This is a genomic window from Polaribacter sp. OB-PA-B3, assembly GCF_054589375.1.
In genome coordinates, this window is record NZ_BAAIIX010000007.1 from 39,015 (window position 1) to 61,357 (window position 22,343).

Consider the following 22,343-nt stretch of genomic DNA (forward strand, 5'->3'; position numbering starts at 1 on the left):
TGGCTCTTATTTTATGCCGTTTAAAATTTGTTTGATATAATTTGTATTCTCCATTTCGTTAAAAATTTCAGAGAAATTATCTTGTTGCATCAACTCTTTAAATTGTTGTAAATTGTTAATGTATTCTTCTAACGTTTCTATTACGTTTTCTTTATTTTGTTTAAAAATTGGTGTCCACATTGCTGGCGAACTTTTTGCCAAACGCACAGTTGATGCAAACCCAGAACCTGCCATATCAAAAATATCTCGCTCGTTTTTTTCTTTATTTATTACCGTTTTACCTAACATAAATGCGCTAATGTGAGATAAGTGCGAAACATACGCAATATGCTTGTCATGCGAAACAGGATCCATGTAACGAATACGCATTCCAATAGCCCTAAAAAGGTCTAAAGCTTTTTCTTGCAATTTAAAAGTTGTTTTTTCTACTTCGCAAATTATATTCGTTTTCCCTTTATATAAGCCAGAAATGGCCGCCGACGGCCCTGAATTTTCTGTACCGGCAATTGGGTGTGCTGCTAAAAAATTACGTCTTTTTGGATGATGTTCAACAACTTTACAAATTGCTTCTTTTGTTGAACCTGCATCTACAACCAACGTATTATCAGAAATTTTATCTAAAATTGTTGGCAGTAATTTTACAGTTGCATCTACCGGAATTGATACAATTACTAAATCTGCATTTTCTAAATCGTCTAAAGTTGCTTTTTTATCAATTAATTTTAATTCTAAAGCTTTATTTAACGTTTCGTCTTTTCTACTAATTCCGTGAATTACTGCTTCTGGATTGTGGTTTTTAATATCAATGGCAAAACTACCACCAATTAAACCAATACCAATCATGTAAATATTATTCATAACCTATAATCTTGATATTGCTTCTTTAATTACATCTGTTGTTACACACAAAGAAAATCTTATATAACCTTCTCCTTGAGAACCAAAAATTGTTCCTGGTGTTATAAAAATATCATTATCGTATAAGACAGCATCTGTTACTTCTTCAGATTTTTTACTTTCTGGTATTTTTGCCCAAACAAATAAACCTGTTGCATTTTTATTATAAGTGGCGTTTAATTTATCTGCCAACTGCCAGATTAATTTTCTACGTTCTTCATAAATTTTATTTTGATTAGAAAACCAATCATCAGATAATTGTAAGGCTTCTATAGCTCCTTTTTGAATTCCATAAAACATCCCAGAATCCATATTAGACTTTACTTTTAAAACTTCATTGATAAAAGTTGCACTTCCTAACAACATACCAACTCTCCAACCAGCCATATTAAATGTCTTGCTTAAAGAATTTAATTCTAAAGCAATGTCTTTTGCACCATCTACTTGTAATATACTAATAGGATTATCATTCAAGATAAAACTATACGGATTGTCATTAACAATTAAGATATTGTGTTTCTTACCAAATGCTATTAATTTTTCGAAAGTTGCAAATGTAGCATCTGTACCTGTTGGCATATGCGGATAATTTACCCACATAATTTTTACATTAGATAAATCTAGATTTTCTAATGTTTCAAAATCTGGCTGCCAATTAGTTGCATCACTTAAATTATAAAAAAGTGGTTCTGCACCCACTAATTTTGTAACAGATGTATATGTTGGGTAACCAGGATTCGGAATTAAAACTTTATCGCCTTCATTTAAAAAAGCCATAGAAATATGCATAATTCCTTCTTTGCTTCCCATTAAAGGTAAAATCTCATTCTCTGGATTTGCATCTACAGAAAACTTACTTTTATAAAAACTTGATATTGCACTTCTTAACTCTGGTAAACCTTGGTAAGATTGATATTTATGTGCACTTGCATCACCCAAACTATTTGAAATTGCTTCTAATACTTTTGTAGGCGGTTGCAAATCCGGGGAACCGATTCCCATATTAATAATTGGTTTTCCTGCTGCTGCTAAACCTCTAACTTCTCTTAACTTTTTAGAGAAGTAATATTCTTGTACTGTATCTAATCTTTTGGCAGCTTTAATCATTTTCTCCCATTTTTATACGTTCCTAATATCTTAAACTCTTCAGCCATTATTTCTATAATTGCTTTTGCTTTTTTATATTCTTTAAAATTATCAAAAGTAACATCTACAAAAAATGAATATTTCCACGGAGATTCTATAACAGGTAAAGATTGTATTTTAGTTAAATTCATTTTACAATCGCTTAACACATTTAAAATTGCCGCTAAGCTTCCTCTTTTGTGATCTAATTGAAATTTTAAAGATGCTTTATTTACTTCTTCATTTATTTGTGGTGCTTTGGTTTGTACAATTACAAATCGAGTAGAATTATCTTTAATTGTTTGAATTTCATCTTCAATTACCTGTAAATTAAAAATTTCTGCTGCAATTTTAGGAGCAATTGCTGCAATACCAATTAAGTTTTCTTTAGAAATTCTCTTTGCAACTTCTGCAGTATCTACATCTTCTACTAATTTTATCTGCGGATAGTCTTTAAAAAACTCTTTACATTGTAGCAAAGCCATTGGATGCGACCAAACTTCTTTAATATCTGTAATTTTTTGACCTTTTAATGCCATTAAATGATGATGAATATTTAAATACTCTTCTCCAATAATGTGCAAATTATTATTATCTATTAAAGCATAATTTGGTATTATCGATCCTGCAATTGTATTTTCTAAAGCCATCACACCAATATTTGCAGTCGAGTTTAACAAACTATCAACCAAACTATCAAAAGACATGCATTCTATTAAATCTATAGATGCACCATAAAAGTCTCTTGCAACTTTATGATGATTTGAACCTTCGGCCCCTTGTATGGCGATTACTTTTTTCATGAATTGATATCAAAAAAAAAGTCTCGAATTAAATTCGAGACTTTATATATTTTTTATTTTGTTTAATAACAAGATACAAAGTCTCTTCTCTTACTAAAAAAGTAAAAGTAAAAATAGAAACGTGCCCAAGTGTTATTTAACATATTGATTCTCTTTATTGATGTGACAAATCTAAAGATTATATTGAGACAAACAAATTATATCGCATTTTTTATAAAAGAATTGACAATTTGGTAAAATATACTTAATAAAAAGTACTGGTTTTATGAATTTCTTTAATAATTAATCAAAGTATCATAAAGTTAATATCTAATTTTATTTTTACTGTAGTAAGATATACGATATCAAGTCATTAAAAAGAGATTATTGCAATACAATTTCTTTATACAAGATTTAATTTTATCAGAAAAATAATAGTATATTTGCACCTTCAATGAAAAAATTTCGTTGATATACATAATAATCATTTAAATAATATTGGCATGTACTTAACTAAAGAAGTTAAAGAAAGCATTTTCGAAAAACACGGTAAAGGAAAAAACGATACTGGTTCTTCAGAAGGGCAAATTGCGTTATTTACGCACAGAATTAACCATTTAACAGAGCATTTAAAAAGAAATCGTAAAGATTTTAATACAGAGCGTTCATTAGTAATGATGGTAGGTAAACGTAGAAGTTTATTAGATTATCTAAAGAAAACTGAAATCAACAGATATCGTGCGATTATCAAAGAATTAGGAATTAGAAAATAATTCTTACAAAAAAGAGGCTCTATAAACGTGCCTCTTTTTTATTACAATAAATTTAAAAAGCCTGATGCTAACTACATCAGCAACAATATAAAAAATCAAAAATAGTAACAGCATTTTTGAATTTCCATTGCAACAACAAACAACAACACAACAACACAAAGTATTAAAAAATTAGAATTAAAATTTTATGATTCCAAAAGTATTTAAAGAGGTTATAGACCTTGGTGATGGAAGAACCATCTCATTAGAAACCGGTAAATTAGCAAAACAAGCACACGGTTCTGTTGTTGTTCAAATGGGAAAAGCAATGTTATTATGTACAGTAGTATCTAATTACAAACAAGCAGATGTAGATTTTTTACCTTTAACTGTAGATTATAGGGAAAAATTTGCAGCTGCTGGACGTTATCCTGGAGGTTTCTTTAAAAGAGAAGCAAGACCTAGTGATGGTGAAGTATTAACAATGCGTTTAGTAGACAGAGTTTTACGTCCTTTGTTTCCAAAAGATTACCACGCAGAAACTCAAGTTATGATACAATTAATGTCTCATGATGATGATGTTATGCCAGATGCATTAGCAGGTTTAGCTGCTTCTGCTGCTATACAATTAAGTGATTTCCCTTTCGAATGCCCAATTTCTGAAGCACGTGTTGCCAGAGTAAACGGAGAATTTGTTATCAATCCTAGTAGAGCACAATTAGCAGAGTCTGATATCGATATGATGATTGGTGCTTCTGCAGATTCTGTAATGATGGTAGAAGGTGAAATGGATGAAATTTCTGAAGAAGAAATGGCAGATGCAATTAAATTTGCACATGAATCTATTAAAGTTCAAATTAAAGCACAAGTTGCTTTAGCAGAAGCTTTTGGTAAAAAAGAAGTACGTGAGTACGCTACTGCAGAACAAAATGAAGAATTAGCTAAAAAGATACACGATTTAGCTTACGATAAATGTTATGCTATTGCTAAACAAGGTACTTCTAAAGCAGAACGCGGTGCTGCATTTGCAGAGGTAAAAGAAGAAGTAATTGCTACTTTTACAGAAGAAGAATTAGAAGAGTTTGGTGGTTTAGTATCTAAATACTACAACAAAGCAGAAAAAGAAGCCGTAAGAGAATTAACTTTAAGTGAAGGAATTCGTTTAGACGGAAGAAAAACAGATGAAATTAGACCAATTTGGTGTGAAGTAGATTACTTACCATCTACACATGGTTCTTCTATTTTTACTCGTGGTGAAACTCAAGCATTAGCAACGGTAACATTAGGAACTTCTAGAGAAGCTAACAAAATAGATATGCCATCTTACGAAGGTGAAGAGTCTTTCTATTTACATTATAACTTCCCTCCTTTTTGTACAGGTGAAGCTAGACCATTAAGAGGAACATCTCGTAGAGAAGTTGGTCATGGTAACTTAGCGCAACGTGGTTTAAAAGGAATGATTCCTGATGATTGTCCATATACAGTAAGAGTTGTATCTGAAGTTTTAGAATCTAATGGTTCTTCTTCTATGGCTACAGTTTGTGCAGGTACAATGGCATTAATGGATGCTGGTGTAAAATTAACTAGACCAGTTTCTGGTATTGCTATGGGATTAATTTCTGATGGTGATCGTTATGCCGTATTATCTGATATTTTAGGTGATGAAGATCATTTAGGAGACATGGATTTTAAAGTAACTGGTACTGCAGAAGGTATTACTGCATGTCAAATGGATATTAAAATTAAAGGATTAAGTTACGAGATTTTAGTAAACGCTCTAAAACAAGCTCGTGATGGACGTTTACATATTTTAAGTAAATTAACTGATACTATCGAAGCGCCAAGTGCAGAAGTAAAAGCGCATGCTCCGAAAATGGTTAACAGAAGAATTCCTAACGAATTAATTGGTGCTTTTATTGGGCCAGGTGGTAAACACATTCAAGAATTACAGAAAGAAACTGAAACTACAATTGTAATTACAGAAGATGCTGTAACAGAAGAAGGAATTATAGAAATTTTAGGAACAAAACCAGAAGGTATAGAGGCTGTTATTTCTAAAATAGAATCTATGATGTTTAAACCAGAAAAAGGTTCTGTTTACGAAGTTAAAGTAATTAAAATGTTAGATTTTGGTGCTGTAGTAGAATATACAGAAGCTCCAGGAAATGAAGTTTTATTACACGTAAGTGAACTTGCCTGGGAACGTACAGACAATGTTTCTGATGTTGTAAAATTAGGAGACATTTTAGATGTTAAATATTTCGGATTAGACCCAAGAACTAGAAAAGAAAAAGTTTCAAGAAAAGCTTTATTAGAAAAGCCAGAAGGTTATGTTGCAAGACCACCAAGAGACGATAAGCGTTCTGGAGGAGGTAGAGATAATCGTGGAAGAGACAACAGACGTGATGACAGAAAACCAAGAGAAAATAAAAAGGACTAATTTTTAACCTTTTTATCTAAATATTAAAAATCGCCAAAATTATTTTGGCGATTTTTTTTGTTTAAAACGTAATAATCTAAATGCTTTTATTTTCTTTGTACTCTCTATATGAAAATTCAACGTATTACATATTTATCCTTAGGCACAAACCAAGGAAATAAGCTAGAAAACCTCCAAAAAGCCATCAACTTAATTGGAGACAAAATTGGCGCGATTCAAAAGATATCATCAATTTACAAAACTGCCTCTTGGGGTTTTGATGGTAACGATTTTTATAATATATGTATTAAAGTATCCACATACTTGCCGCCGGAGACCTTACTTAAAGATGTATTATCAATTGAACAGAAGTTAGGTAGAGAACGTAAATCTTCAAAAAATTACGAAAACAGAAATATTGATATTGATGTTTTATTATTTGAAGATGAAATTATATTTTCTAAAAATCTAATTGTACCACATTCTAAAATGTTGCAAAGAAAGTTTGTAATGGTTCCTTTAGAAGAAATTGCTACCAATGTAATTCATCCGATAGAAAAAAAACAAATTAGTACATGTTTACGCGATTGTGCAGATCATTCTGAAATACATAAAATAAACGAACAACTAGTTAGACCTATACCAATTACAGAGAAATACAACTATATTGCAATTGAAGGTAATATTGGAGCCGGTAAAACTTCTTTAGCTAAAATGATGTCTGATGAATTTAATGCAAAACTAGTATTAGAGAGATTTGCAGACAACCCATTTTTACCTAAATTTTATGAAGATAAGGATAGATACGCTTTCCCTTTAGAAATGAGTTTTTTGGCCGACCGATACCAACAACTTAGCGATGATTTAGCACAATTCGACTTATTTAAGAACTTCATTGTTTCAGATTATTATATTTTTAAATCTTTAATATTCGCACAAGTTACTTTATCTAATGATGAGTATATTTTGTATAGGAAAATGTTTAATTTGATTTACAAAGAGATTACTAAACCAGACCTTTACGTATATTTATATCAAAATACAGAGCGACTTTTAGAGAATATTAAAAAAAGGGGAAGAACATACGAGCAAAACATTGAATCTGAATATCTAAAAAAAATACACGACGGTTATAAAAGCTTTATATCAACGCAAGAAAACCTAAACTTATTAATTATAGATGTGTCTGAAATTGACTTTGTTAACAACAAAAAAGATTACAATTTTATCATAAATAAAATAAAGTATAATTAAAAAAAATATTATACTTTTGTGCCGATATTAATTCCCCCCAAATTTGTTAAATATTATATACTATACCCACAATGAGGAGAATTTTTTTAATTGCAATTTTAACTGTTTTATCAAACACTGCAATATTTAGTCAATTTACTACAGACGAAATTACTTACGGAAATAGAATAGATTTAGAAAACTCTAACAGTTGGGCTGTTGGTGGAGGTTTCAGTAATTTTATAATGCATGGAGACTTACGTTCTATAGGTACTGGAGATGATACTAATTACTTTAATTTTGGTGGTTATGCATATGTAAATAAAATGTTTAATCCACTTTTAGGTTTAGAATTTAAAGCATCTTACAACAAAATATCTGGAGGTGCACAATACTTTTCTAACGAATCTAATTATTTTGTACTTTATTCTGAAGGAAAAGTAGTGAATCAAGATAACCTAAACTTTGAAGGCGCTGCTTACGGTGCAGAATTAAATTTAGTTTTTAGTTTTACAAACTTATATCAAACAGCAGCTTCAAAATGGCATGCTGCTGGATATTTTGGTGTTGGTTATCATCAATATAACTCTACATTATATGAAAGATTTTCTGATGGTAGAAATGTAGAAATTGTAGATTTTGGATTTAACCCGTCAAGAAATAGTCAAAATGCAGCTAGTTCTATTTATTTATCTGCTCAATTTGGTCTTAAAAGAAGATTAAATAAAAAACTAGATTTAGAATTTAGAACAGGTATGTACTTTAATTACGAAGATCATTTAGATGCTGCAATATCTAATAAACAAGATTGGGAAACATTTTTTGTTTCTAGTTTAGGTGTATCTTTTAAATTAGGAAAAAAGAAAGTATTTACCATTTGGGGAGACGAAAACGGAGACAGTAGAGGTAAATTTCAAATTGTTGATACAGATAAGGATGGTGTAATGGATGAACTAGACATAGAACCAAATACACCTGCAGGTGTAATGGTTTATGGTAATGGTAAAGCTGTAGATTCTGATAAAGATGGTCTACCAGATTACAAAGACAAGTGTCCTTTAGAATATGGTCCAGAATCTAACGAAGGTTGTCCATTAAATATTGATTCTGACGGTGATGGTGTTATGGATGGTAAAGATTTATGCCCTGCAACTCCAGGAACTGTAGAAAACAAAGGTTGCCCTAAACCAGAACCTAATACAAACAATGCGTCTAACATTAATAATCAAATTGCATTATTAGCAACTAGTATATACTTTGATACTAATAGTGATAGAATTAAAACTATATCTTTTAGTACAATTGATAAGATTGTTAAATTAATGAAACAAGTGCCAAATGTTAAGTTTTTAATTGAAGGACATACAGATGACAGAAACAGTGATAGATATAACTTGTACTTATCTCAAAGAAGAGCAAATGCAGTTAGAAAATATATGATAAAAGAAGGTATTAATAGTGATAACCTTAGCGCGAAAGGATTTGGAGAATCTAGACCTAAATTCTCTAACGAAAACGCTGGTGGTAGACAATTAAACAGAAGGGTAGAAATTAAACCTTCTGGATCTTTAGAATAATTCGAAAACCTTAAAATTATAAAGCGAGTATATTTAAATATACTCGCTTTATTTTTGAGTAAAACCCACAAAAAAAAGGATGTACATAAATACATCCTTTCTTTAATTTTAATACTTTTATAAAGAGCTACTTTTTAAGCTCTAATTTTTCTGCAAAATATTCACAAAAGTCTCGCATTGTAGCACTCATTTTCTGATCATCTGTGGCGCGTTCAAAAGTATCTGCCATAGACACTAAGGTTTGATGGTAAAATTGTTTCATTTCATCTACAGGCATATCTTTTGTCCATAAATCCATACGTAATGTATCTTTCTTTTTATGATCCCAAACAGATATCATAATAGATTTAGAAGTTTCGTTTTCTATACCACCATCTTTAGCTGTCCAAGAAATTTCTTCTGGCACTTTATTCTCGTCTAAACCAACGTTAAATTTAATTTCTGAATTATGTTTTACTGACATTATTTTCTAGGCTTATATTTAGATTTTTTATATAAATCTAATTCATTAATTTCTAAAAGTTCTTGCAAAGATACATCATTCTGTTGCATATAAGAACGAACAATTTGCCAACCTAACCAAACACCTGCTCTACCAGGAGATAAATTATCTTGTCCCATATAAAACTTAGAAAATGGCGCTACTTCTAAAAAACGTTTATTCAATTTTGTATCGGTACTAAAAAGTAATTTCTTTTCGATAAAATAAGCCCAAATTTGTTCTTCATTTTCAATTATCCAATTAAACTTATCTTCTTGATACCCTATTTTTTCAATATCAGAAACGTTTGGTAAATAAAAATCTAACAAGTACATTTTCTTTCCTTCATTAATCATTTTTGCTATAAAACTTCTTTCTCTTGAAGGCGAAACTTGTCTACGAATTATCTCGTTAGCTACATCTACAATAATATGATCTTTAGTATTATTTTCTTTAATATAAGTTGGGTAATCATTATAAAACTTATGTTTTTTACCTAAATAAACATCCAAAGAAATAATTAATAAACTATCTGCGTAAATCACTCTACTATCATAATCTATATTTGTTAACATGGTAACTACATTTGGCGCTTCAAATTTAGGATTGTAGTATTTTACATGTTTAAACAAAGATTCTAATTGAATTTTAAGCGGATTAATATCTTTATAAATAAGTTGAGTTTCACTAAAAAGCTCTAACTCTTCTTTATTGTTCATTTTTGATATTGATAGACTATCAGTAATTCCCTTTGGAAAAAAATATGGATAAATATTCTTTAACTCTTTTAAATCTTCTTCTTTAGAAGTATAAAAATCTACGTCAAAACGTTTCACATCAAAATTAACAACAACCTTAGAAACATCTATTTTATTTATACTATTACTTGTATTACATGAATAAAAACTAAATAAAACCCCTAAAATCACTAGAAAAAATCTCATAAACTTTGTATATTGCTAATAGAATTATAAACGATAAAAATACTAAAATAGTTTATCTAATGAATACAGAAAAAGTAGCAATTCATATTATTTCTTGGTTAAAAAGTTATGCTGAAAAAGCTGGTGTAAAAGGTTTTGTTGTTGGTGTTTCTGGCGGAATAGATTCTGCTTTAACATCTACACTTTGTGCTAAAACAGGTTTGCCAACTTTATGCGTAGAAATGCCAATACATCAAGCAGAGAGCCAAGTTACTAGAGCCGAAGAACATATTAAGCAATTAAAAGAAAAATTTTCTAACGTTTCTGAAGTTAGAGTGAATTTAACCTCTACTTTTGAAGATTTTAAAAAAGTTGTACCAAACACAGAGAGTTCTACTAAACTCGATTTAACTTTAGCAAATACTAGAGCAAGGTTGCGAATGACTACTTTATATTATTTTGCAGGTTTACACAGTTATTTAGTTGCAGGAACAGGAAATAAAGTTGAAGATTTTGGTGTTGGTTTCTATACTAAATATGGTGATGGTGGTGTAGACTTAAGTCCTATTGCAGATTTAATGAAATCTGAAGTTTATGATTTAGCTGCTTATTTAGATGTGCCAGAATCGATTCAAAAAGCACAACCTACCGATGGTTTATTTGGTGACAGTAGAACCGATGAAGATCAAATTGGGGCTTCTTATGACGAATTAGAATGGGCTATGAAGATGCAAGATCTTCAAAAAAATGAAAGTGACTTTACAGGAAGACAAAAAGAGGTTTTTAAAATATATGAAAGGTTAAACAGAATTAACCAGCATAAAATGGTACCAATACCAGTCTGTGAAATTCCAGAAAATTTAAAATAAAAAAAATCCCGTAATTAAATTGCGGGATTTTTTTTGCATTTTAGGGTAAAATTTACAGCAGATTTGCTGCAATCATCATTTTTTTAATTCTCATATACGCTCGTCTTTTAGAACCTTTAGAGATTTCGAATGGAAGAAGAATAAATAGTTGAACAATTTTTAAAAGTTGAAATACTCTTTTCATAATTAATTATTTTTCTTTAGCACGTGCAATATACAAAAAAACTATTTCGAAAATATATACATTAGTAGGGGAAAACCCCCAATTTTACAATTTAATAACCTTAAACAACCCTATTTAGCTTTTCGAACAACCTTATTTTTAGACCAGTATAACCTTTTATTGTCTCTAAATCTATAGTAACATCTTGACTTCCTTCTTTTATTAAGTCTTCTATTTTTTTACCTATTAAAACTCGTCTTAAATTAAAAACAGCATCGTTTACCAATTTTGGTAAAATATCTAAAGCACTTTTAACTTCAATATTTTGACCTTCCCAATCACTTAATTGATGTTTCTCTTCATCCATAATAATAGATGTTACTGTAGAAGATATGTCAGAATTTTTATGATTAACTAACGCATCTATTTCTAGTTTTTCATACTGATTTAATTGATAAATAATTTCTGTATAAATCTCTTGAAAAATAATATTTGTAAACTCTGTTTCGTCTTCTTGTAGATGTAAATATATTTCTGCAGAAACATTGTTATTATATTTTCTTTGCGTTACAGTTATTCTTCCCTCTTCATCTTCATTCTCAATTTCTTCTAAAAACTCTGCTTCTTCATTTCCAAATAAAAGTAAAATTCTAATAATTTCTTTTTCTAAAATAGAAAGTTGATCTATTTTTTCTACTGCAGTTTTACCTTTAACTAAGCCCAAAGGGGCTTTTTCTTTACTTGCAAAATATTCAGCTGGTGGTTCGTTTGGATCTTGCTGAGCATTGCTTTGTTTTCTACTTATCTTATTTCTATCTTGAATTCCTTTTTTTAATAATTGTGCCAACTCACTAAAAAGCACACGCTCAGAAATATCCATAATTCTGGCACATTCTTGTACGTATACTTCTCGTTGAATACCATCTGGTATTTTAGAAATACTTGTTACAATGTCTCGAATTACACCTGCCTTTTTAACAGGATCGTTATTAGATTCTTTTAATAACAATGATACCTTAAACTCAATAAAATCTTTAGAAGACTCTTCTAAATAAGCTTTTAACTCTGTTGTAGAATGAGATTTTGCAAAACTATCTGGGTCTTCACCGTCTGGAAACTGTACTACTTTTACGTTCATACCTTGTTCTAGAATTAAATCTATACCTCTTATAGAAGCTCTAATTCCCGCGGCATCACCGTCAAAAAGAACCGTAATATTTTTTGTAAGTCTATTTACAAGTCTTATTTGATCTGGCGTTAATGCTGTACCAGAAGATGCAACCACGTTTTCTACACCAGATTGATGAAATGATATTACATCTGTATAACCTTCTACCAAGTAACAATTATCTTGTTTTGCAATTTCTTTTTTTGCCTGATAAAGACCATATAAAATTTTACTCTTGTGATAAATGTCGCTTTCTGGTGAATTTAAATATTTAGCAGCTTTTTTATCCGCAGTTAAAATTCTACCACCAAAACCTAAAATTCTACCCGACATAGAGTGTATAGGAAACATAACACGACCTTTAAATCTGTCGAATTGTTTTGTTTCTTTAACAATAGTTAAACCTGTAGAGGCTAAATACTTAAGATCATATCCTTTTTTTAAAGCTGCTTTGGTAAAACCATCCCACTCGTCTAAACAGTAACCAAGTTCAAATGTTTTTATAGTATCATCTCTAAAACCTCTTTCTTTAAAATAAGAGAGCCCAATAGCTTTTCCTTTATTTGTGTTTAACATGATATCATGAAAGTAATCTTTGGCATAGTTAGATACCATAAACATACTTTCTCTTTCGTTCATCTGAGCTTTTTCTTCTGATGTTTGCTCAGTTTCTTCAATTTCTATATTGTATTTTTTTGCTAGCCACTTAATAGCTTCTGGATACGAATAATGCTCATGTTCCATTAAAAATGAAATTGCATTTCCTCCTTTACCAGTAGAAAAATCTTTCCAGATTTGTTTTACAGGAGAAACCATAAAAGATGGTGATTTTTCATCTACAAACGGACTTAATCCTTTAAAATTACTTCCTGATTTTTTTAGCTGAACAAACTCACCAATTACCTCTTCTACTCTTGCAGATTCAAAAACGCGATCTATGGTACTTCTAGAAATCATTTCTTTTAATTAATTAGTGTAACAAATATAATAAGAAGTTATTCTTATAAAAAAAGAGATCTCACAAGTTTAAAATAACTTGTGAGATCATAAGTATAAAATAATATTTTTTAAGAAGCTGCTCTTAACTTTTTTAATGTTGTATTTGTTAATTTAGCTTCTGCATACTCTTTTGTAACATTAAATTCTTTATCGTCTGAACTTGGTAGCTCAAACATTGCATCTGTAAAGATAGCTTCACATAAAGAACGTAACCCTCTAGCACCTAATTTATACTCTACAGCCTTATCTACAATGTAATTTAAAGCATCTTCTTCTATTGTAAAAGATACATCATCCATCGTAAAAAGCTTAGAATATTGCTTAATAATAGAATTTTTTGGCTCAGTTAAAATTGCTCTTAACGTTTTTGCATCTAAAGGATTCATGTAACTTAAAACTGGTAAACGACCAATAATTTCTGGTATTAAACCAAATGATTTTAAGTCTGAAGGAATAATGTATTGCAACAAGTTTTCTTCGTCTACTTTGTCTTCATCTAAAGAAGCACTAAAACCTACAGCTTGCATATTTAAACGCTTACTAATTATTCTTTCTATTCCAGAAAAAGCACCACCAGCAATAAATAAAATTTCTTTAGTATCTACTTCTATAAATTTTTGCTCAGGATGTTTTCTACCACCTTTTGGCGCAACATTTACAACTGTACCTTCTAATAATTTAAGTAATGCTTGTTGTACTCCTTCTCCAGAAACATCTCTAGTTATTGATGGATTATCACCTTTTCTGGCAATTTTATCTATTTCATCAATAAAAACAATACCTCTTTGCGCTTTATCAACATCGTAATCTGCAGCTTGTAAAAGTCTACTTAAAATACTTTCTACATCTTCACCAACATAACCTGCTTGCGTTAAAACTGTTGCATCTACAATAGAAAATGGCACATTTAACATTTTGGCAATTGTTTTTGCTACCAATGTTTTACCTGTACCTGTTTCTCCAACTAATACTATATTAGATTTTTCTATTTCTACTTCATCTTCATCGTCTTTGGTTTGCAATAATCTTTTATAGTGGTTGTAAACCGCGACAGACATAGAACGCTTTGTTTCATCTTGACCAATAATATATTGATCTAAAAACTGTTTAATTTCTATTGGCTTTTTTAATGTTAAATCCTTAGAAAGTCCGCTAGTTTTTGCTTCAGAAATTTCTTCTTCTACAATACCATGTGCTTGTTCTATACATTTATCACATATATGCGCATCCATTCCTGCTATTAACAAGTCTGTTTCTGCTTTTTTTCGTCCGCAAAACGAACACTCTAAGTTTTCTTCTTTCGACATAATATCTGCTTTTGATTCAGCTTAAAAAATAAGCTGAAATGCATTATACTTTTCTTGCTAAAACTTCATCAATCATTCCGTAAGCTTTCGCTTCATCAGCTTTCATCCAATAATCTCTATCAGAATCGTTATGAACTTTTTCTATAGTTTGTCCAGAATGATTTGCAATAATTGCATACAATTCGTCTTTTAATTTTAAAATTTCTCTTGCAGTAATTTCGATATCAGAAGCTTGCCCTTGCGCACCTCCTAAAGGTTGATGAATCATAATTCTAGAATGTGGCAACGCAGAACGTTTACCTTCTTGACCTGCACACATTAAAACGGCTCCCATAGAAGCTGCCATACCTGTACAAATTGTTGCTACATCTGGTTTAATAAACTGCATTGTATCATAAATACCTAAACCTGCATAAACACCACCACCTGGTGAATTTATATAAATTGAAATATCTTTATTAGCATCTACACTTTCTAAAAACAATAGTTGTGCTTGTATAATGTTTGCAACTTGATCATTAATACCAGTTCCTAAAAAGATAATTCTATCCATCATTAAACGAGAAAAAACATCCATTTGAGTAATATTCATTTGGCGCTCTTCCATAATATATGGAGTTAAACTGCTAGTAATTTTTGTATAATTTGTGCTACTTATTCCGTGATGCTTTGTTGCGTATTTTTCGAACTCTTTTCCGTAATCCATTTTCGTGATTTTGTTTTAAGTTTAATACTGTAAATATAAGAACTATTTCTTACTCTTTTCTGCTTTACGTTAGTTGCTAAAAAAACCTGAATAAATAATTCAGGTTTTATAAATATAATTACATTCTAATGTTACTCTTTTAAAAGACACATAAGAATTATAAGCTACTATTTGTAAGCTTCTTTTACAAACTCTTCGTAAGAAAGTTCTTTTGTTTTAAAAGTCATGTTTTCTTTATAAAAAGCTAACAATTTCTGACTAATTAATTGTGTTTGTAATTTTTGAGCCTCTTCTTGGTTTTGTAAAATTCTACCAGCAATTTCATCCAATTCTTTTTCTTCTGGATTCATGTTACCAAACTGTGCCATTTGCGTACGGATAAATCCTTTAGCATAGTCTACCAATTCTGCATAGTCTAATTTGATGTCGTTATCTTTCATAATCTTACCTTCGATTAATTGATAACGTAACCCTTTTTCTGATTTTTCGTATTCTGCTGCAGCTTCTTCTGCTGTTAAAGGCTTTTCACCTGCTGTTGCTAACCATTTCTTTAAGAAATCTGCTGGTAAATCGAATTTAGTATTTTCGATTAAATGTTCTATTACAGAGTTTAATAAATGTTGGTCTGCTTGTTGTAAGAATTGCTTTTCTGCGTCTTCTTTAATTTTTTCTCTTAATTCTGTTACAGAAGAAACACTACCATCTGCAAACAATTTATCAAACAATTCTTTGTCTAAATCTGCTGGTTCTGTTTTTGTAATTTCTTCTACAGTTAAAGTTACTTTAATATCTAAATCTTTAATTTCATCTGCAGAAACACCTAAAATATGTTGTAACTTGTTGTTGTCTTCGAATAATTTTTTAGTTTCTAGTTCGATTACATCACCAACTTTAGCGCCTATAACTTTCTTTTCGTTTTTCTTTCCTTTAAGATCATTTACTAAAAAAGTACTCTTCTTTTCGATTCCTTTTTCTTCGTTTACAAAAGTACCAGTTACATTAGAGTGCTCTGTTGCTTCTTCTAGCGTAGACATTTTACCATATCTAGCCTGAATGTTTTTTACTTCTTCATCTAACAATTCTTCTGTTGCAACAATGTTGTATTGATTAATCTTTTTCTTAGATTTTAAATCAACATCAAATTCTGGTGCTAAACCTAATTCGAATTCAAAAGAAAAAGTTTCTGCATCCCAGTTGAAATCGTCTTGTACTCTTGGTAAAGGATTACCTAAAATATCTAACTTTTCTTCTGTTAAGAATTTATTTAAAGATTCTTGTAAAAGCTTGTTAACCTCATCTACCATAATAGATTGACCATATTGCTTTTTTATCATACCCATTGGCACGTGTCCTTTTCTAAAACCAGGAACATCTGCTTTTTTACGGTAATCTGATAAGATCTTATCTACTTTTGCTTGATAATCTTCTGCAACAATATCAACTTTTACAACTGCGTTTAACGCATCTATGTTTTCTTTTGTAATATTCATTTATTTGTTCTTTTATCTTGAAAAAATCGAGTGCAAAATTAATTATTTTTTTTTACTTAACAAGTATTTAAGTACTTCTATTTCAGTAGAAAAAAATTAAAATTACCTCTTTAACTTAATATGTATTAATTTTTTTTGTTGTCTTTTAATAAAGAAAATAATGCCGACCTAAAAATGGATAGTAAAATACTGAATAACAAGGCAGAAAAGAACCCAGAAACAGCAAAACCAGACACTAGCTTATCTGCAAGTAAAATTATTATGGCGTTAATTACAAAAATAAATAAGCCAAAAGTTACGAGTGTAGCCGGTAAAGTAAAGAAAATTAGCAATGGCCTAACCACCATATTTAACAACGCAATAACTACAGCTACTATTATTGCAGATACGTAACCAGAAACTTCTACTCCTGGTAAAATATTCGCAAGCACTATTACAGCTAAAGCGGTTAATAAAATTTTTAAAAATGTTTTCATCTAATGATTTTATATCATCAAATTAGCGAAAACTATACCAAATGTAAAAGACTGCATTTTTGTCAGTAAAAGTAAAACTTACGCTTTTTTACTTTTTTGCAATTCTGTAGCTTTTCTTTCTAATTCTGCTTGAAACTCTTCCATTACAGGTTTTACTGTACTTTCTGGAATATCAGAAACCTTAATATACATTAAACCATCTACAGCATTATTAAACTTAGGATCTACATTAAAAGCAACCAAACGTGCATTTTGCTTAACATACTTTTTAATTAGAACAGGTATTCTTAAAGCACCAGGTTCTATCTCATCTATAATTTTATCAAATTTCTGCATATCAGATTTTGTTGCATCAAAAACAAAATCTTTATCACCGTCTTTTAATTTAACCTTGTATTCTTTCTTCGGATAAATGTATTGCGCAATGTACGGATCGTAATAATGAGATTTCATAAACTCTATCATTAACGATTTAGAAAAATCTGAAAATTGATTACTGATAGAAACTCCGCCCATTAAATATTTATATTCTGGATGACGTAATGTAACATGCACAATTCCTTTCCACAACAAAAATAATGGCATTGGTTTTTGCTGATATTCGCCAATAATAAAAGCTCTTCCCATTTCGATGGTATTTTCCATCATTTGATGTAATTCGGGCTCTATTCTAAATAACGTCTGAACGTAAAAACCGTTAATTCCGTATTTTTTATAAATCTCTTTACCAAGTCCCATTCTATAGGCACCAACCAAAACATTAGCTTCTCTATCCCATAAAATTAAATGATGATAATACTTGTCGTATTTATCTAAGTCGATGGCTTTATTTGTACCTTCACCAACATCTCTAAAAGTAATTTCTCGTAATCTACCAATTTCGTGCAATAAATTAGGTACCTCTTTTGCACTTGCAAAAAACACTTCGTAATTTTTACTTTCTAATAATCTACCGCCATTATCTCTAATTGCATTTACTTCTTTTACAAAAAAACCTCTATTTCTTTGTGCTGTAATTTTTTTTGCGGGTTTTTTAATTTTGATATTCTGAGCAGAAATTAGCTTGTGCGCTTTCTCAAAAGGATTCGCCAACATATAAGTTTTCTTCCTTATAAACTCATAAAAAGCAGGAATTTCTTTAAACTCATTTTGATCTTTTACAGATATTGGTTTCCCTATTCTAACCTTAACAACTCTACCACCTTGATTCATTACTTCCGAAGGTAATTTTGCAGTTCTTAACGTATCAGATATTTTAGAGAGAAAATAAAATAATCTACTATTTTTTGCGTGAAAATAAATCGGGATTACGGGTACGTTTGCTTTTTTTATCAATCGAACAGCGCCTTCTTCCCAAGGTTTATCTACATTTAACTTACCATCTTTATAAGTAGAAACTTCCCCTGCAGGAAAAATACCTAAAGGTTTCCCTTCTTTTAAATGTAATAAAGCACTTTTAATTCCGGCAACACTAGATTTTGCATCCTTTCTAGTTTCAAAAGGATTTACTGGCATCACGTAAGGCTTTAACGGCTCTACTCTATGCAATAAAAAATTAGCGATAATTTTATAATCTGCTCTTTTTTCGATTAATAATTTTAACAATAATACACCATCAATACCACCTAAAGGATGATTTGAAACAGTTATAAACGGTCCGTCTTTAGGTATACGTTTTAAATCCTCTTCCGGAATTTCGAATTTTATATTACAATCATCTAAAATTCCGTTTAAAAAATCTAAATCAGATTTATTTTTATTTTTATCGTAGATTTTATTGATAGCAGAAATACGAAGTATTCTTAACAGAATCCAACCAATAAAAGTCCCTAAAAAGCCAAACTTTTGTAAACCAATTACTTGCGCAATTTCTTTAGATGTTACTAATGCCATAAATTATAATTAAAGCGAACTGCAAACATACTAAAAAAACAGATATTGTTTTATTAATTTGTTGCTAAAACAATCTGAATAGTCTCTTTGTTTACTTGTGTTAACAAAGAAGCTCCTTTTTCTTCTATACTTGCAACAGCTTTCTCATCAAAATGACGCACAGTAAATAAATCTACACCTTTTTGAACATCAATTTTAAACTCATTTTTAAGGTCGTTATAAAATGCGTCGAAACCTTTAAATTTATTATCAATACAAACAGAAAAACTGATTGCAGAGTTTTGTATTAAATTCACTTTTAATTGATAATCGTGTAGTTTCTTAAAAATATAACTAATATTATTTTCTACCATAAAAGAAAAATCTAACGCAGAAATAGAAACTAATATTTGATCTTTTTTTACAATAAAACATGGTATTAATGGTTCTAAATTAGATCCTTTAGAAATTCTGGTTCCAGCTTCTTTAGGGTTTACAAAAGAACGTACCAATAACGGAATTTCTTTTCTTTCTAGAGGTTGCAATGTTTTTGGATGAATTACAGATGCACCATAAAATGCCATTTCTATGGCTTCTTCATAAGAAATTTGTTTTAACAAAGTGGTTTCTTCAAAAACTCTAGGGTCTGCATTTAAAACACCTGGTACATCTTTCCAGATTGTTACATTTTCTGCATTTAAACAATAAGCAAAAATTCCTGCAGTATAATCAGAACCTTCTCTACCCAAAGTTGTTGTATTTTCGGTATCATTTGCAGCTATAAAACCTTGTGTTATATTTAATTTAGTTGCATCTACTTTTTCTGTAATAATTTGTTGCGTTAAAGTCCAATCTACTTTAGCATCTCTATAATTACTATCTGTTTTTATATAGTTTCTAACATCGAACCAATTATTTTGAATACCTACTTTTGTTAGATATGCGCTTACAATTTTAGTAGATAAAAGCTCTCCGAAACAAATAATTTGATCATAAACATAATTATATCTTTGTGATGTATTTCTTGCTAAAAACCAACTTAACTCACCCAATAGAATGTCTATTTCTTTAAAAATAGCATCATTTTCGTCGAATAAATCAGACATTAGATTTTTATGAAAATCCTCTATAACACCTAAATTTTCAGATAATTTATCTGTTTTATTATAGTAAGCTTCTATAACCTCTTCAAAAGCATTTGTAATCTTACCCATTGCAGAAATTACTACTAACGTATTTTCTGTTCCTTCGTTTTGTAAAATACTTGTTATATTTTTTACACTTGCTGCATCTTTTACAGAAGCTCCTCCAAATTTAAAAATCTTCATTTCTAATTATTTTGAATAAATTTTGCTAAATTTTCTTTGTTCATTTGTACTACAGACCAATCGTTTAAATAAGTAGCACCTGTACTTTTGTAGAAATCGATTGCATTTTTATTCCAATCAATTACTTCCCAAGCAACTCTATTAAAATTATTATCAAAAGCATATTTTAAAACAGCTTTGTAAAGTGCTTTACCAGCGCCAATTTTTTGCTTGCTTTTGGTTACAATTAAGTCTTCTAAATGTATTGTTCTTCCTTTCCAGGTAGAATAACGCTCGTAAAACAACGCAATGCCAATAATGGCATTTTCTTGTTCTGCCACATAAATCTTAAATTTAGGATCTTTAGAAAAACCATCATTTACTAAATCTTCTACTGTTATTTCTACAGCATCTGGTTCTTTTTCAAAAACAGCCAATTCTGTAATTAAATCGAGTACAGCTTGCATGTCTTTTTCTTGTCCTAATCTAATTTTAAAGTCCATGTTTCTAATTTTTTGTCAAAGATAGTCCTTTCGTTTTCGCTTAAAAATAATTAAATATTTTGCACAGTTATTTTCGATTTGTTTAAATTTTAAAATAATAAATAGTTATTACGCAAAAAACAAGTTAGATTTTTACCAAAAAAAAGCACTACGAAAACGGTGTAGTTCTCTAAATTTTAGCATCTTTGTAACATTAACTATACACAACAACATGTTACCAAAAAAACAGACTTTAGGAGAATTTATTATTGAAAATCAGCACGCTTTTAAATACAGTTCTGGCGAACTATCTAGTTTATTAAACTCAATTAGATTAGCTGCAAAAGTTGTAAATCACGAAGTAAATAAAGCTGGTTTGGTAGATATAATTGGTGCTCACGGAGACACAAACATTCAAGGTGAAGACCAACAAAAGTTAGATGTTTATGCAAATGATAAATTTATACAAACACTAACTAGAAGAAATATTGTTTGCGGTATTGCTAGTGAAGAAGAGGATAGTTTTATATCTATTAACAGTATTGATGAGAACAATCAGAATAAATATGTTGTACTGATAGACCCCTTAGATGGTTCTTCTAATATTGATGTGAACGTTTCTGTAGGAACAATTTTTTCTATTTACAGAAGAGTTACACCAACAGGAAGTCCTGTTCAATTAGAAGATTTTTTACAAAAAGGCGTTGAGCAAGTTGCAGCTGGTTATGTGGTTTATGGTACTTCTACAATGCTAGTTTATACAACCGGAGATGGCGTAAATGGTTTTACATTAAACCCTGCTATTGGTACATTTTATTTATCGCACCCAAACATGACTTTCCCAGAAGACGGAAACATCTACTCTGTTAACGAAGGAAATTATTTCGATTTTCCAGAAGGTGTAAAAAAGTACATTAAATATTGTCAAGAAGAAGAAGGAGAAAGACCTTACACAAGTAGATATATTGGTTCTTTGGTCTCAGATTTCCATAGAAATATGATAAAAGGTGGAATTTATATGTACCCAAAGGGCTCTAGAAATCCCAATGGAAAATTACGCTTGTTATACGAGTGTAATCCTATGGCTTTTTTAGCTGAACAAGCTAATGGTTATGCTTCTGATGGATACTCAAGAACCATGGAAGTAGAACCAACAGAACTACATCAAAGAGTTCCTTTTATCTGCGGAAGTAAAAACATGGTATTAAAATTAGAAGAATTTATGCAGAAATACGGCGAATAAATCTTATTTATACTATTATAAGTTAACAAAAGGATAATATTTTGTTCAACTGCATCATATTGAGTAAATTTA

20 protein-coding genes are annotated in these 22,343 nt (G+C 30.1%); 6 read left to right on the forward strand and 14 right to left on the reverse strand.

Annotation, left to right across the window (positions count from 1 at the left end):
- Positions 1 to 6: 6 nt before the first annotated feature.
- Genes ACYPV9_RS12385 through ACYPV9_RS12395 form a run of 3 tightly spaced genes read right to left on the reverse strand, consistent with a single transcriptional unit; the run spans position 7 to position 2,825 of the window.
- On the reverse strand, positions 7 to 858 hold the full coding sequence (locus ACYPV9_RS12385; RefSeq protein WP_459744157.1) for a prephenate dehydrogenase: 852 nt from the start codon (positions 856 to 858) through the stop codon (positions 7 to 9).
- A 3-nt stretch (positions 859 to 861) separates the two neighbouring features.
- A complete protein-coding gene (locus ACYPV9_RS12390; RefSeq protein ID WP_459744161.1) occupies positions 862 to 2,004 on the reverse strand; it encodes a pyridoxal phosphate-dependent aminotransferase in 1,143 nt (380 codons plus the stop codon).
- On the reverse strand, positions 2,001 to 2,825 hold the full coding sequence (locus ACYPV9_RS12395) for a prephenate dehydratase (protein ID WP_299063424.1): 825 nt from the start codon (positions 2,823 to 2,825) through the stop codon (positions 2,001 to 2,003). The genes ACYPV9_RS12390 and ACYPV9_RS12395 overlap by 4 nt, the downstream gene beginning before the upstream one ends.
- A 482-nt stretch (positions 2,826 to 3,307) precedes the next feature.
- Here ACYPV9_RS12395 and rpsO point away from each other — a divergent pair, with 482 nt between their 5' ends.
- The 4 genes from rpsO to ACYPV9_RS12415 all read left to right on the forward strand — a co-directional run bounded on the left by rpsO (position 3,308) and on the right by ACYPV9_RS12415 (position 8,785).
- Positions 3,308 to 3,577 carry a 30S ribosomal protein S15 gene (rpsO, locus tag ACYPV9_RS12400; RefSeq protein ID WP_077811000.1) on the forward strand — a complete coding sequence of 90 codons (270 nt, stop codon included), beginning with the start codon at positions 3,308 to 3,310 and terminating at the stop codon, positions 3,575 to 3,577.
- Between the two features lie 187 nt (positions 3,578 to 3,764).
- The gene (locus ACYPV9_RS12405; protein ID WP_299063417.1) at positions 3,765 to 5,996 is read left to right on the forward strand and encodes a polyribonucleotide nucleotidyltransferase; all 2,232 of its coding nucleotides are present in this window, start codon (positions 3,765 to 3,767) and stop codon (positions 5,994 to 5,996) included.
- Between the two features lie 108 nt (positions 5,997 to 6,104).
- Positions 6,105 to 7,229, forward strand: a complete 1,125-nt coding sequence (gene folK / locus ACYPV9_RS12410) for a 2-amino-4-hydroxy-6-hydroxymethyldihydropteridine diphosphokinase (RefSeq protein WP_459744165.1) — start codon at positions 6,105 to 6,107, stop codon at positions 7,227 to 7,229.
- Positions 7,230 to 7,300: 71 nt separating this feature from the next.
- On the forward strand, positions 7,301 to 8,785 hold the full coding sequence (locus tag ACYPV9_RS12415; protein WP_459744167.1) for an OmpA family protein: 1,485 nt from the start codon (positions 7,301 to 7,303) through the stop codon (positions 8,783 to 8,785).
- 127 nt (positions 8,786 to 8,912) lie between these two features.
- Here ACYPV9_RS12415 and gldC read toward each other — a convergent pair whose 3' ends face one another.
- On the reverse strand, positions 8,913 to 9,248 hold the full coding sequence (gldC, locus tag ACYPV9_RS12420) for a gliding motility protein GldC (protein ID WP_077810996.1): 336 nt from the start codon (positions 9,246 to 9,248) through the stop codon (positions 8,913 to 8,915).
- Positions 9,248 to 10,210 (reverse strand): gliding motility lipoprotein GldB, encoded by a 963-nt coding sequence (gene gldB, locus ACYPV9_RS12425; protein ID WP_459744170.1) that lies wholly within the window; start codon positions 10,208 to 10,210, stop codon positions 9,248 to 9,250. Before gldB ends, gldC begins: the two co-directional genes overlap by 1 nt.
- A gap of 59 nt (positions 10,211 to 10,269) precedes the next feature.
- Between gldB and nadE the strand changes: the two genes are divergently transcribed.
- Positions 10,270 to 11,058 carry an NAD(+) synthase gene (nadE, locus tag ACYPV9_RS12430; RefSeq protein ID WP_459744171.1) on the forward strand — a complete coding sequence of 263 codons (789 nt, stop codon included), beginning with the start codon at positions 10,270 to 10,272 and terminating at the stop codon, positions 11,056 to 11,058.
- 52 nt (positions 11,059 to 11,110) lie between these two features.
- Here nadE and ACYPV9_RS12435 read toward each other — a convergent pair whose 3' ends face one another.
- The 9 genes from ACYPV9_RS12435 to ACYPV9_RS12475 form a co-directional block, all read right to left on the reverse strand.
- Positions 11,111 to 11,242 carry a hypothetical protein gene (locus ACYPV9_RS12435; RefSeq protein WP_459744174.1) on the reverse strand — a complete coding sequence of 44 codons (132 nt, stop codon included), beginning with the start codon at positions 11,240 to 11,242 and terminating at the stop codon, positions 11,111 to 11,113.
- Between the two features lie 100 nt (positions 11,243 to 11,342).
- Positions 11,343 to 13,346 carry a DNA primase gene (gene dnaG / locus ACYPV9_RS12440; RefSeq protein ID WP_459744176.1) on the reverse strand — a complete coding sequence of 668 codons (2,004 nt, stop codon included), beginning with the start codon at positions 13,344 to 13,346 and terminating at the stop codon, positions 11,343 to 11,345.
- Positions 13,347 to 13,456: 110 nt separating this feature from the next.
- The gene (clpX, locus tag ACYPV9_RS12445; protein WP_299063403.1) at positions 13,457 to 14,695 is read right to left on the reverse strand and encodes an ATP-dependent Clp protease ATP-binding subunit ClpX; all 1,239 of its coding nucleotides are present in this window, start codon (positions 14,693 to 14,695) and stop codon (positions 13,457 to 13,459) included.
- Positions 14,696 to 14,738: 43 nt separating this feature from the next.
- The gene (gene clpP, locus ACYPV9_RS12450; protein WP_077810991.1) at positions 14,739 to 15,401 is read right to left on the reverse strand and encodes an ATP-dependent Clp endopeptidase proteolytic subunit ClpP; all 663 of its coding nucleotides are present in this window, start codon (positions 15,399 to 15,401) and stop codon (positions 14,739 to 14,741) included.
- Positions 15,402 to 15,568: 167 nt separating this feature from the next.
- Positions 15,569 to 16,891, reverse strand: coding sequence for a trigger factor (gene tig / locus ACYPV9_RS12455; RefSeq protein WP_299063399.1), 1,323 nt, complete (start codon positions 16,889 to 16,891; stop codon positions 15,569 to 15,571).
- Positions 16,892 to 17,016: 125 nt separating this feature from the next.
- Positions 17,017 to 17,367, reverse strand: coding sequence for a phage holin family protein (locus ACYPV9_RS12460; protein WP_299063397.1), 351 nt, complete (start codon positions 17,365 to 17,367; stop codon positions 17,017 to 17,019).
- Positions 17,368 to 17,445: 78 nt separating this feature from the next.
- Complete coding sequence (locus ACYPV9_RS12465) at positions 17,446 to 19,260, reverse strand: GNAT family N-acyltransferase (RefSeq protein WP_459744182.1); 1,815 nt, start codon at positions 19,258 to 19,260, stop codon at positions 17,446 to 17,448.
- Positions 19,261 to 19,313: 53 nt separating this feature from the next.
- On the reverse strand, positions 19,314 to 20,567 hold the full coding sequence (locus ACYPV9_RS12470; protein ID WP_459744185.1) for an aspartate kinase: 1,254 nt from the start codon (positions 20,565 to 20,567) through the stop codon (positions 19,314 to 19,316).
- A 2-nt stretch (positions 20,568 to 20,569) separates the two neighbouring features.
- Positions 20,570 to 21,049 (reverse strand): N-acetyltransferase family protein, encoded by a 480-nt coding sequence (locus ACYPV9_RS12475; protein ID WP_459744188.1) that lies wholly within the window; start codon positions 21,047 to 21,049, stop codon positions 20,570 to 20,572.
- Between the two features lie 211 nt (positions 21,050 to 21,260).
- Here ACYPV9_RS12475 and fbp point away from each other — a divergent pair, with 211 nt between their 5' ends.
- Positions 21,261 to 22,271: a class 1 fructose-bisphosphatase gene (fbp, locus tag ACYPV9_RS12480; protein WP_459744191.1), complete on the forward strand. Its 1,011-nt coding sequence runs from the start codon at positions 21,261 to 21,263 to the stop codon at positions 22,269 to 22,271.
- Positions 22,272 to 22,343 lie beyond the last annotated feature (72 nt).

Excerpts from the sequence above, each read along its gene's own strand:
- fbp (WP_459744191.1), top strand. The coding sequence starts at position 21,261 with ATGTTACCAAAAAAACAGACTTTAGGAGAATTTATTATTGAAAATCAG.
- nadE (WP_459744171.1), top strand. The coding sequence starts at position 10,270 with ATGAATACAGAAAAAGTAGCAATTCATATTATTTCTTGGTTAAAAAGT.
- ACYPV9_RS12395 (WP_299063424.1), bottom strand. The coding sequence starts at position 2,825 with ATGAAAAAAGTAATCGCCATACAAGGGGCCGAAGGTTCAAATCATCAT.
- ACYPV9_RS12460 (WP_299063397.1), bottom strand. The coding sequence starts at position 17,367 with ATGAAAACATTTTTAAAAATTTTATTAACCGCTTTAGCTGTAATAGTG.
- ACYPV9_RS12435 (WP_459744174.1), bottom strand. The coding sequence starts at position 11,242 with ATGAAAAGAGTATTTCAACTTTTAAAAATTGTTCAACTATTTATTCTT.
- ACYPV9_RS12405 (WP_299063417.1), top strand. The coding sequence starts at position 3,765 with ATGATTCCAAAAGTATTTAAAGAGGTTATAGACCTTGGTGATGGAAGA.
- rpsO (WP_077811000.1), top strand. The coding sequence starts at position 3,308 with ATGTACTTAACTAAAGAAGTTAAAGAAAGCATTTTCGAAAAACACGGT.
- tig (WP_299063399.1), bottom strand. The coding sequence starts at position 16,891 with ATGAATATTACAAAAGAAAACATAGATGCGTTAAACGCAGTTGTAAAA.
- folK (WP_459744165.1), top strand. The coding sequence starts at position 6,105 with ATGAAAATTCAACGTATTACATATTTATCCTTAGGCACAAACCAAGGA.
- gldB (WP_459744170.1), bottom strand. The coding sequence starts at position 10,210 with ATGAGATTTTTTCTAGTGATTTTAGGGGTTTTATTTAGTTTTTATTCA.
- ACYPV9_RS12470 (WP_459744185.1), bottom strand. The coding sequence starts at position 20,567 with ATGAAGATTTTTAAATTTGGAGGAGCTTCTGTAAAAGATGCAGCAAGT.
- ACYPV9_RS12475 (WP_459744188.1), bottom strand. The coding sequence starts at position 21,049 with ATGGACTTTAAAATTAGATTAGGACAAGAAAAAGACATGCAAGCTGTA.
- dnaG (WP_459744176.1), bottom strand. The coding sequence starts at position 13,346 with ATGATTTCTAGAAGTACCATAGATCGCGTTTTTGAATCTGCAAGAGTA.
- ACYPV9_RS12465 (WP_459744182.1), bottom strand. The coding sequence starts at position 19,260 with ATGGCATTAGTAACATCTAAAGAAATTGCGCAAGTAATTGGTTTACAA.
- ACYPV9_RS12415 (WP_459744167.1), top strand. The coding sequence starts at position 7,301 with ATGAGGAGAATTTTTTTAATTGCAATTTTAACTGTTTTATCAAACACT.
- gldC (WP_077810996.1), bottom strand. The coding sequence starts at position 9,248 with ATGTCAGTAAAACATAATTCAGAAATTAAATTTAACGTTGGTTTAGAC.
- ACYPV9_RS12390 (WP_459744161.1), bottom strand. The coding sequence starts at position 2,004 with ATGATTAAAGCTGCCAAAAGATTAGATACAGTACAAGAATATTACTTC.
- clpX (WP_299063403.1), bottom strand. The coding sequence starts at position 14,695 with ATGTCGAAAGAAGAAAACTTAGAGTGTTCGTTTTGCGGACGAAAAAAA.
- clpP (WP_077810991.1), bottom strand. The coding sequence starts at position 15,401 with ATGGATTACGGAAAAGAGTTCGAAAAATACGCAACAAAGCATCACGGA.
- ACYPV9_RS12385 (WP_459744157.1), bottom strand. The coding sequence starts at position 858 with ATGAATAATATTTACATGATTGGTATTGGTTTAATTGGTGGTAGTTTT.